Here is a 10,773-nt window from a genome sequence, read left to right as displayed (position 1 = left end):
AGTCTCTTTCTCTGTCTGCTCGCAAGTGGGGCCTCAAGCCGCGCGCGAGCGCCGCCTGCTCCGCCTGCTCCAAGTAGCGGAACACTGCAAGCTACCCGTCCCCGCCTCATTCGGCGTTTGGTGCTAGCGCGCCTCCTGCTTCGCGGAGAACGGTTTCGCCCGCCCGGGGCGGAAGCGTTGGATTCGCTGCGGTAGACTCCCGGCCATGTCGCTTGGATTCTGGGCCCGGAGTGGTGTGGTGGTGCTGTGGTGCATGGGGGTGCAGGGGTGCGCCCGTGTTCCCGTCGCGCAGGAGGAGGAGGACGTGGACGGACTCGCCGATTGGCCCGAGCCCGCTCCCGAGCACGAGAAGGACATCGAGTCCTCCGAGCACGGGGCGTCCCTGGTGCCACTCTCCGCGCCTCCCCGCGCCTCCAACCTCCTGGTGCTGGGTGGCGGGGGCGAGCCCTCCAGCAATGAGATCGCCCTGGAGAAGAATGTCCGCTACTTCCAGCGGACGCTCGAGGCGCATGGGCTCGAGCCCGCTTCCGCCTCCGTCTATTTCGCCAACGGGAACGATGGGCAGGCCACGGTGCGCTACCTCGAGGAAAAGGCCGGGAAGAAGGCGCGCGAGCAGTTCAAGGTCCCGGAGATTCCCCACCTGAAGGGCCCGGCCACGCTGGAGCGCTTCCTGGAGTGGGTGGACCAGAGCGCCCGCGAGACGCCCCATCAGCCGGCCTTCATCTACTTCACGGGGCACGGAGGCTTGAACAGCCGGCATCGCAACAACAACCACCTGGCGCTCTGGGAGGGGGACACGCTGACGGTGCGCGCTTTCGGCCTCTTCCTCAACCGGCTCCCGAGCACCACGCCCGTGGTCACGGTGATGTCCCAGTGCTACGCTGGCTCGTTCGCCAACTTCATCTACCAGGACGCCAATCCCAAACGGCCCGTGGTGGCCCAGCCCCGCTGTGGCTTCTTCGCCACCGTGGACTTCCTGCCTTCGGTGGGCTGCACGCCGGAGGTGGATGAGGCGGACTACAAGGATTACAGCTCCAGCTTCTTCGCGGGCCTCAGCGGGCTGGGCCGGACGGGGAAGGCGGTGGCCTCGGCCGACTACGACGGGGATGGCCGGGTGAGCTACGCGGAGGCCCACGCGTTCGCCAAGGTGGATGGCGAGACCACGGACCTGCCCATCTCCACCTCGGAGGCCTGGTTGCAGCGGCGCGCCACCCGGAAGGACCGGCGCCGCTTCCTGTCCTCGCCCATCATGGAGGTGCTGCGCGGCGGGCGCCCGGATCAGCGGCATGTCGTGGAGTCGCTCGTGGGGAAGTTGGGGTTCCTCCCCGAGCTGTCCGTGCGCGACAACCTCAAGAGCTCGATGCCGCGCACGGAGGAGGCCGTGGCCTATGTCGAGCGCCTCTACATGGAGCTGATCAACATCGGCATGCAGGAGAAGCTCCGCGCTTCGGGTTCTCCTCAGGCGCTCGCCATCTTCGATCGCCTGCTCCAGTGCGAGAACGGCTCCTGGGACAGGCCGGCGGGTGCGGCTCCGGTACCGGTTCAGGTGCGGGCTCCCGAGGCGGACGCGACGGCTCCGTGAGCGTGGCCCGGAGTTGTGACAGGCTCGGGGGCTGCACGGGGTGCTCCGTATTCCCTCACCCCAGCCCTCTCCCAGAGGGAGAGGGAGCATTCACGGACGGGAACCCGGGGGACTCGATACCCTCACCCCGTCCCTCTCCCGGAGGGCGAGGGGATATTGGGGACTACGGGCTCACCCCGCCTCGCCACCGTCGATGTTGTAGGCCGCTCCCGTGATCGTCGCCGCCGCGTCCGAGCTGAGGAACAGGCACAGCGCCGCTACCTCCTCCGGTTGGATCACCCGCCCCATCGCGTTCATGTTCGCCAACGCCGCGTGCGCCTCCTGCTCGGAGCGGCCCGTGCTCTTCGAGATCGCCGCCTTCGCGTTCGTCAGCATGTCCGTCTCCACCCAGCCCGGATTCACGATGTTCACCGTCACGTTCTTACGCGCCCACTCCACCGCCAGCGACTTCGTCAGCCCCAGCAGCGCGTGCTTCGACGCACAGTACGCCGACGTGTATTTCACCCCCCTCGTCGCCGCCATGCTCCCGATGTTGATCACCCGGCCCCCTCCCGCCGCCGCCATCGCCGGAATCAACTCCCGGCAGAACAGGAACGGCGCCTCCACGTTCACCGTCATCACCCGCCGGTAATCCTGCGTCGTCGTCTTGTGCAGCGGCGCCGATACCGAAATCCCCGCGTTGTTCACCAACACCCGCGGCGTTCCCGCCTCCAGGATCTTCTTGCTCGCCGCCAGCACCGCTCCCTCGTCCGCCACGTCCACCGCCAGCGGCTTCACCGCCCCTCCCGACTCGCGCGCCAGCTCCTCCAACGCCTCCGCCGCTCGCGCCAGCGCCCACACCTGGTAGCCCTCCTTCACGTACGCCTGCACCAGCGCCTTGCCGATTCCCCGGCTCGCGCCCGTCACCACTGCCGTCTTCTGGGTCGTCGTCATGGTCCCCCACCTTACCCGGACCTCGTTCCCCGGGTCCCCTCGGTGATACAAGCCCCCAGCCCCCGCCCACTCCTGGAGGACACTCCCCATGCCTCGCGCGGACATCACCGACCTCTTCCGCATCGATGACCTCCTCTCCCCCGACGAGAAGGCCGCCCGCGACACCGTCGCCCGCTTCGTCGACTCCGAGGTCCTCCCCATCATCGGCAAGCACTTCCGCGAGGGCTCCTTCCCCTCCCACCTCGTGCCCCGCCTCGGCGAGATGGGCGTGTTCGGCGCCAACCTCCAGGGCTACGGCTGCGCCGGCCTCAACACCGTCAGCTACGGCCTCATCCTCCAGGAGCTCGAGCGCGGGGACTCGGGGCTGCGCTCCTTCGCCTCCGTGCAGGGCTCGCTCTGCATGTTCCCCATCCACTCCTATGGCAGTGAGGCGCAGAAGCAGCGCTTCCTCCCCGCCATGGCCCGCGGCGAGCTCATCGGCTGCTTCGGGCTCACCGAGGCAGACTTCGGCTCCAACCCCGGTGGCATGCGCACCCGCGCCCGCCGCGATGGCGACTCCTGGATCCTCAACGGCTCCAAGACGTGGATTACGAATGGCTCCATCGCCGACGTCGCCGTCGTCTGGGCCAAGACGGACGAGGGCGGCCCCGAGTCCATCCGCGGCTTCCTCGTCGAGAAGGGCATGCCCGGCTTCTCCGCCCGCGAGATTCCCGGCAAGTTCTCCATGCGCGCCTCCACCACCAGTGAGCTGTCCTTCCAGGACGTGCGTGTGCCCGACGCCAACGTGCTCCCCGGTGTCACCGGCCTGCGCGGTCCCCTGTCCTGTCTCAACTCCGCGCGGATGACCATCGCCTTCGCCGTCACCGGCGCCGCCATCGCCTGCTTCGAGGGTGCTCGCGAGTACTCCCTCACCCGCGGCCAGTTCGACAAGCCCATCGCCGCCTACCAGCTCACCCAGGAGAAGCTGGCGGACATGCTGCAAGAGATCGTGAAGGCGCAGCTCCTCTCCCTCCGGCTGGCGCGTCTCAAGGACGAGGGCAAGGCCACCCCCGCCATGGTGAGCCTCGCCAAGCGCAACAACGTGAAGGCCGCGTTGGAGATCGCCCGCGTGGCCCGGAGCATCTACGGCGCCAATGGCGTCACCGATTCCTACCCGCCCATCCGCCACATGCTCAACCTGGAGAGCGTCTTCACCTACGAGGGCACCCACGAGGTGCACACGCTCGTGCTCGGCAAGGCCATCACCGGCTACGACGCCTTCAGTTGAGCTTCTTCCGCGGCAGCGTTCACGATCGGACGAGCCATCGCATCCGGATCGGTGAGGGAGGCATGCGGCTGGGTGGCATGTCCGAGATCGCGCCCCCACCTTGTCCCAGCAGCCCCAAGAAGGGGCCGGGTCCCAAACGTGGACACCGTCAGGAGGTCGTGCCGTGGAGGAAGGCAGCCCAAGGAATGCCGGGCCGGGTCCGTCCCAGCTCTTCCGTGAACGCGAGCATGCCTGGCGTCACCTCGACTACCTGTATGAGATCAGCAAGCGGCTCGCGGCCTTCGAGGGGGAGGAGCGCACCTTCCCGGAGGTGATGGCGCTCGCCTCCCAGGCGCACCGGTTGTGCACGGCGCTGCTGTGGGTGGGGTTGGATGCGGGGGGCGAGGCCGTGCCGGAGCGTCCGGTGCTGAGGGTCTGGCGCGCGGAGGAGGTGCCGGCCGCGCGGCTCACCGAGGCCGTCGAGCAGGCCGCTTCCACGTATGCCTGGCGGGTGGGCGCGACGGGGGTGGAGCCCCAGCACGAGCTGGGGGAGGCGCTGGAGGGCGTGGGCTCCTGGGCCGTCCCGGCGCCTCCCGGGCGGGCCGAGCCGGCGTTCATCACCCTGCCACTCGTGGCCAAGGGACACACCTTCGGCATGCTCCAGGTGGAGCCGTCCGGGGTGCTCGCCGAGGAGGGGCTCGCCTTCCTCGACGCGGTGGCCAACCAGCTCGCGCTGGCCCTGGACCGGCACTACGCCCTGCGGCGCGAGGTGCGCCTGCGCGAGCGCGCGGAGTTGTTCGAGCGCGTCCAACGCGACCTGTTGCAGCGCGAGCGCCTGGCGCATCAGGCGGCGGAGGAGGCCCACCGGCGCCAGGCCTTCATGGCCGAGGCGAGCGCCCTGCTGGCCGGCTCCCTGGATTACCGCATCTCGCTTCCCCAGCTCGCGCGCCTGCTGGTCCCCACGTGGGCCGACTGCTGCGCCATGGATCTGCTGGGTCCCAGTGGCGCCGAGCGCATCGCGATGATGGCCGTGGAGCCCGCGGGCCACCCGCTCGGCAGTGCGTCCTTCGTGGGCCAGGTGCTCGCTTCTCATCCCTGGGTGGCGATGCCGGCCAGCCCCGAGCACCTGCCGGAGGGGCTGGCGCCGGTGGAGCGGGCGGAGTGGACCGGTTTTCCCTCCAACCTCCGTCTGCTCATCCGGGTGCGGGGCCGTACGCTCGGGGTGCTGAGCCTCATCTCCGCGCGGCCGGAGCGCTATGGCCCCGCGGACGTCACCCTCTTCGAGTCGCTGGCCCAGCGCATCGCGGCGGCGGTGGACGCCGCACTGCTCTTCCAGCAGGCGCAGGAGGCGGTGCGCTGGCGCGAGGAGCTGCTCGCCGTCGTTTCCCACGACATCAAGACGCCCCTGCTCGTGGTGCGCATGAACGCGGAGATGCTGCTGAATGCCGCGCGTCCGCCGGGGGACGAGCGCCGGCGTCAGGGCCGCCGCCATCTGGAGAACATCCTGCTGGCGGCGGGGCAGATGAGGGAGCTCATCGGCGGCATCCTCGACCGGGCGCGCATGCAGGGCATGCCCATGCCGCTGGCGCTCCAGCCCTGGCCGGTGGACGAGCTCTTCCGGCAGGCGGCGCAGGTGCTCCGGCCGCTCGCCCTGGAGAAGTCCCAGGACCTGGTGATGGAGGTGAGCCCGGGGCTGCCCTCCGTGCGCGCGGACCGGGAGCGCGTGCTGCAGGTGCTCGGCAACCTGGTGGGCAACGCCATCAAGTTCACCCCTTCGGGTGGCACCGTCTCCCTGCGGGCCCGGAAGATCGATGGGATGGTGCGCCTCTCGGTGAAGGACAACGGGCCGGGCATCGCGCCCGAGGACGTGCCGCACCTCTTCGAGCGCTTCTGGCGGGCCTCCGGCGTGAGCGAGCGGGGAACGGGGCTCGGGTTGAGCATCGTGAAGAGCATCGTGGAGGCGCACGGGGGCAGCCTCTGGGTGGAGACCCAGGTGGGGGCGGGCAGCACCTTCTTCTTCACCCTGCCGGCCGCCGCGCCGTGAGCTCCAGACGGGCCCGTCCCGGGGTGGGAACAGGATTTCCAGGGTTGGGAAGTGAGCGACCTACCCAGCGTGCCGCCTTGCGTCATGGACAGGCCCGCCCATTGCGGCGCCGGGTGGTGTACATGGAGGAGCCTTCCGTCTGAACCCGGAGCCATTTCCCATGAGCACCAGCCCCCGGCTGAACACCGCGACCGCCGCCCACTCGTCCGAGCGCATCTGGGAGGAGGAGATCCTCCCGAAGCTGCACGACTACATCCGCATCCCCAACAAGTCCCCGGCCTTCGAGCCGGACTGGGCGAAGAAGGGGCACATGGACAAGGCGGTGAAGCTCATCGCCGGCTGGTGCGAGTCCCAGGCGAAGCACATCCCCGGGCTGAAGGTGGAGGTGGTGACGCTCAAGAACGAGAAGGGCGAGGAGCGCACCCCCGTCATCTACATGGACATCCCCGGCTCCGGGGAGGACACCGTGGTGCTCTACGGCCACCTGGACAAGCAGCCGGAGATGACCGGCTGGCGCGCGGGCCTCTCCCCCTGGGAGCCGGTGCGCGAGGGCGACAAGCTCTTCGGCCGCGGTGGCGCGGATGATGGCTACTCGGCGTTCGGCTCGCTCGCCGCCATCCGCCTGCTCAAGGAGCAGGGGATTGCGCACGCGCGCTGCGTGGTGATCATCGAGGCCTGCGAGGAGAGCGGCAGCTATGACCTGCCCGCGTACATCGAGCACCTGGCGCCGCGCATCGGCAAGGCGTCGCTCGTGGTGTGCCTGGACTCCGGCTGCGCCAACTACGAGCAGCTGTGGATGACCACCTCGCTGCGCGGGCTGCTCGCCGGCAACCTGCGCGTGGACATCCTCGAGGAGGGCGTGCACTCGGGCGACGCGAGCGGCATCGTCCCCTCGTCGTTCCGGATTCTGCGCCAGGTGCTTTCGCGCGTGGAGGACGAGCAGACGGGTCGCATCCGCGTGGACGCCCTCCAGGTCCACATCCCCCAGGCGCGCCGCGAGCAGGCCGCCGCCGTGGCCGAGGTGCTGGGCGAGGAGGTGTACTCGAAGTTCCCCTGGGTGCCCGGCTCCCGGCCGATGACGGTGGACCGCGCCGAGCAGATCCTCAACCGCACGTGGCGCCCGGCGCTCTCCGTCACGGGCGTGGACGGCATGCCGGCCCTGGGCAGCGCGGGCAACGTGCTGCGCCCCTACACCGCGGTGAAGCTGTCCGTGCGCATCCCTCCGCGGGTGGACCCGAAGGTGGCCATCCAGGCCCTCAAGCAGACGCTGGAGGCGGATCCGCCCTACGGCGCGAAGGTGACGTTCGAGGGTGAGAAGACCAGCGCCGGCTGGGACGCGCCGCCGCTCGAGAAGTGGCTGGAGCAGGCCACGCACGAGGCCTCGCGCGCCTTCTTCGGCAAGCCCTTCATGGCCATGGGCGAGGGCGGCACCATCCCGTTCATGGAGATGCTCGGCAAGCGCTTCCCCGAGGCCCAGTTCCTCATCACCGGCGTGCTCGGTCCCAACAGCAACGCCCACGGGCCCAACGAGTACCTGCACATCCCCACCGGCAAGAAGCTCACCTGCTGCGTGGCGAGCGTCATCGCCTCGCACTTCAACCGGTAGCAGGCTGTAGGGCGGGGGAGCGGCCTCGATTCGCGAGCGGGTGGCGGAGTCTTCTCCGCGCCCATGCTCCTCCGCTCCACCGTCCTCCTGCTCGTCGTCCTTGTCTCCGCGTGTACCGGGCCCGCTGGGACCGCAAGGCCAGCCCGGTGAGCCGGGTCCCCAGGGCCCCGTGGCCACGCACTGCCTCCGAAGTCGCCGGGGACTCAGCCGGACTGACAGCGTGGTTCACGTGGATTGAGCCACCCAGGACGCATGGGCGTGCGGCACGTTCAGTGCCATGAACTGCGCCGAGCCCCTGGCCGAGTGCCCAGCGCGAGCCCAATGGCGACACGCGCACCGAGGTCATCCGGGGCGCTCGTAGATCGACGCCAGCAACGGAGACCGAAGAACACAGGGACCCATTGACCGCCTTCTTCGCGCGGGGCTACGGGTGCCAGGAACGCATCCACCCGGGAACCATCATCGCCCAGGGCTACGGCACCGTGTACCGGGCACGGGACAAGCTGAGTGGCACCCTGTTGGCCCTCAAGTTCGTCCCGCTCCACCGGGCCAGGCAGTGGGCCGAGCGCGAGGGCACCCTCGCCATGTACTTCCAGCACAAGAACCTCGTGCGGCAGGTGGGCTTCAGCTACTGGCCGCCCGTGCTGCCCGAGTTCTTCTGCTTGAAGATGCTGTACGTCGAGGGCCGCCCGCTCGATGTGTGGGCCTGGGAAGAGAACCCCGACACGCTGGCCGTGATGGGCAAGAGGGTGGGTGTGGCGCGGGGGCTGGCCGTGGTGCATGACGAGAACGTCGTCCACCGGGACGTGAAGGAGGCCAACATCATCGTGCGCGACAGCGACGGGGAGCCGGTGCTGTTGGACTTCGGGGCCGCCAAGCGTGAGGGGCAGACCACCATCACCGAGGGTATGTTCCCCCGGGGACGCCCCACTACCGCAGCCCGGAGGCGTGGCGCTTCGGCCTGGAGCACTGGAACGAGCGGAAAGTCACCTACCGGCCCGGGAAGGCGGACGACCAATACGCGCTGGGCGTGGTGCTCTACCGGCTGCTCACCCGTCGTTTCCCCTTCGAGGTGGCGTGGGATGACGCGGCCTCGGTGAATGCCGTCATCAACAAGGAGCCGCTGCCGCCGCACATCGTCAACCCCAACGTGCCGCAGGTGGTGAGTGACCTGTGCATGAAGCTGTTGGAGAAGAGGCCGGAGAAGCGTTACCCGAGCGTCCTGGAGCTGGGGAAGGAGCTGATGCACCTGCTGGCTCGTGCGGATGCTTCCTGGCGGGTGCCCCTGCATGACGGTCCCCGTCTACCGAGGAGAGGCCGGCGGGGGGCCGCAGCACGGAAGGAGAAGCCCGAGGCTGCCGCGCCACCCGTGGAGCCCATCCCGGCGACACCGACTCCGGCCACGGTGGCGGACGTGCCCGTGCAGGCCATGGCGCTCCAGGCGCTTCGGCGCGCGGTGGTGTGGATGGCCGTGCTGGTGAGCGTGGCCCTGGTGGGGTGGTGGCTCTCGGAGCGGAGGAAGCCAGAGCCCCAGCCCACACCCGTGGCGTCGTCCTCGCCTTCCCCGACGTTGAGGTCGCTTCTCGGTCAGGAAGTGGCGCCCTCGTGGCCGCCGCCGGAAATTGAGCAGGCCGCAGCTCCGCTCCCGGTGGAGAAAACCCCTGCGGTCGTCGCCTCGCTGGTGACGCGCTCCAAGGACGACGCCTTGAAGAAGCCGTAGGCCCCCAGCCCCCAGGGGGACAAGACGCAGAAGGGGATCCTCTCACCCGTGGCGAAGTGGTGTGTCGGCGCCGCCGCTGCCGCCAACATGGCCTGTCCCGGTGCCCAGGTGCGTCCCGCCCCCGAAGCCGAGCCGTGCCCGGCCGGTGCCGTCGAGACCATGACCGAAACTCTCGGCATCGGCATCGGGAGCACGGGCCTCGTCTCCTTCACCCGCGAAGACCCCAAATTCATCACCGTGCGCGAGGGCGTCACGTCCGCGAGGTTGGTTTATGGGGGCGTCCCCGGTGGAGTGCCGGGCGATCGGTGGAAGCTGCCAACGGGGACCATCCTCTCCGGCCGGCTCCTTTTCGGAGACGGTCGCGTCTATGCCCGTTTCACCGAGGCCCGAACCCCCACGGGGGACACGTTCAAGGTCTGCCTGGAGGCAGGGGACGAGGGTAAACGGGGCGTCCCAGCGGAGCCCGATGGAGGGCCGGAAACCGCCAAGGTCTTCGCCTCCATGGCCGTGCAGGCGGTGCGCCGGTTCGAGTAGAGCTGTCCGAGCGGTTCGCGAGCAGGGGCTTGGCATCCCTCGTGCCCTACCGGGAGGGAAGGTGTGGTAGAGGCCCACTTCTCCGGTCTCTACCCCATCTGTTGGATGTCCCCGCTCCGTGCTCACCTCGTCCCCCGCCGTGCTCTTGCTCCTGGCGCTCCTCGCGGATGCCAGCGCCACCGCGCAGCCATCTCTTCCGAGCTGTGAGGCGTCGCCACACCGGATCGAGCTGTTGGCGGCTCCCACCGACAAGGCGCCAGAGGTGTGCATCAGCCCCGACCTTCCCACCACCTTCCGGTTCGACTCGCCGTTGCCTCCGGGTGCGGTGGAGTTGCAGGAGCGCGAGCGTTTCGAGGACGTGTCCACGGGGACGCGCAGCATCACCGTCATCCCCCCGAAAGACCTCCGGCCCGGGGAACGGCTCGAGCTGGTGGTGCGCTTCACGGATGGTGCCGCCCCAACGAGCGCCACCTTCGAGCTGGTGGGCCACCCGGCACGGGCCGCGCGGCAGGTGGAGGTCTTCCGCAACCGGCGCACCGTTGAGGACTACCAGCAAGAGGTCAAGGAGAAGGAGGCCCGAATCCGGCAGCTCCAATCGGAGTTGGTACGGACGCAGGCGGAAGGAAGCGGGCTGGGCATCACGGGGCTGATCGCCAGCGGGCTGTTGAACGTGTACGCGTTGAACGTGCAAGGCGTCCTGGCCAAGAACCTCACGAGCACCATCACCAAACCCTCGGCCAACGCGCTCCTCACGCCAACCGTCATCAGCTACCGCTCCACCACCACGCGCCGGGAAAAAGGCGAAGACGTGATGCGGGTGGCCGTGGCGATGGTCATGGACAACCCCGGCACGGCCCCCTGGACGGCCAGGGATGCGGCACTGCTGGTGGGAAAGGGCCAGGACGTGAAGGAAGCGAAGGCGTGGCAGCTCGCGCCCATTCCGCCGGGAGGGTCGGGCCTCGTGATGGTGGAGACGGAGTTGCTGGCTCACGAGGCGCGGGGCACCTTCACCCTCAAGTTGTGGGACGAGAACGGAGGTCGGCTTGTCACCCTCGGCGGAGTGACCTTCCCGTGACCCCCGCTCCAGGGGTTGCCGTACCCATTGGGT

Annotated in this window: 9 protein-coding genes; 8 read left to right on the top strand and 1 reads right to left on the bottom strand. The window is 69.3% G+C overall.

Annotated features, from left to right (window positions below):
• The first annotated feature begins 205 nt into the window (after window positions 1–205).
• Entirely contained in the window at window positions 206–1,582 is a 1,377-nt protein-coding gene (locus AC16DP_RS02760; RefSeq protein ID WP_329731713.1) for a Caspase domain-containing protein, read from the top strand.
• Between the two features lie 171 nt (window positions 1,583–1,753).
• Here AC16DP_RS02760 and AC16DP_RS02755 read toward each other — a convergent pair whose 3' ends face one another.
• Window positions 1,754–2,515, bottom strand: a complete 762-nt coding sequence (locus AC16DP_RS02755; RefSeq protein WP_329731712.1) for an SDR family NAD(P)-dependent oxidoreductase — start codon at window positions 2,513–2,515, stop codon at window positions 1,754–1,756.
• 88 nt (window positions 2,516–2,603) lie between these two features.
• Between AC16DP_RS02755 and AC16DP_RS02750 the strand changes: the two genes are divergently transcribed.
• From AC16DP_RS02750 to AC16DP_RS02720, 7 genes are all read left to right on the top strand, one after another.
• Window positions 2,604–3,782: an acyl-CoA dehydrogenase family protein gene (locus AC16DP_RS02750; RefSeq protein WP_329731711.1), complete on the top strand. Its 1,179-nt coding sequence runs from the start codon at window positions 2,604–2,606 to the stop codon at window positions 3,780–3,782.
• A 163-nt stretch (window positions 3,783–3,945) separates the two neighbouring features.
• A complete protein-coding gene (locus tag AC16DP_RS02745) occupies window positions 3,946–5,805 on the top strand; it encodes an ATP-binding protein (protein ID WP_329731710.1) in 1,860 nt (619 codons plus the stop codon).
• A 160-nt stretch (window positions 5,806–5,965) separates the two neighbouring features.
• The gene (locus tag AC16DP_RS02740) at window positions 5,966–7,411 is read left to right on the top strand and encodes a M20 family metallopeptidase (protein WP_329731709.1); all 1,446 of its coding nucleotides are present in this window, start codon (window positions 5,966–5,968) and stop codon (window positions 7,409–7,411) included.
• A 401-nt stretch (window positions 7,412–7,812) separates the two neighbouring features.
• Window positions 7,813–8,511, top strand: a complete 699-nt coding sequence (locus AC16DP_RS02735; protein ID WP_329731708.1) for a protein kinase domain-containing protein — start codon at window positions 7,813–7,815, stop codon at window positions 8,509–8,511.
• Complete coding sequence (locus AC16DP_RS02730; RefSeq protein ID WP_329731707.1) at window positions 8,442–9,131, top strand: serine/threonine-protein kinase; 690 nt, start codon at window positions 8,442–8,444, stop codon at window positions 9,129–9,131. The genes AC16DP_RS02735 and AC16DP_RS02730 overlap by 70 nt, the downstream gene beginning before the upstream one ends.
• 159 nt (window positions 9,132–9,290) lie before the next feature.
• A complete protein-coding gene (locus AC16DP_RS02725) occupies window positions 9,291–9,665 on the top strand; it encodes a hypothetical protein (protein WP_329731706.1) in 375 nt (124 codons plus the stop codon).
• Window positions 9,666–9,783: 118 nt separating this feature from the next.
• On the top strand, window positions 9,784–10,740 hold the full coding sequence (locus AC16DP_RS02720) for a DUF2381 family protein (protein ID WP_329731705.1): 957 nt from the start codon (window positions 9,784–9,786) through the stop codon (window positions 10,738–10,740).
• Window positions 10,741–10,773 lie beyond the last annotated feature (33 nt).

It is taken from the genome of Archangium sp., from assembly GCF_057119385.1.
Note: the sequence above shows the minus strand (reverse complement) of the source record. Positions and strands in the feature narration are given on the sequence as shown.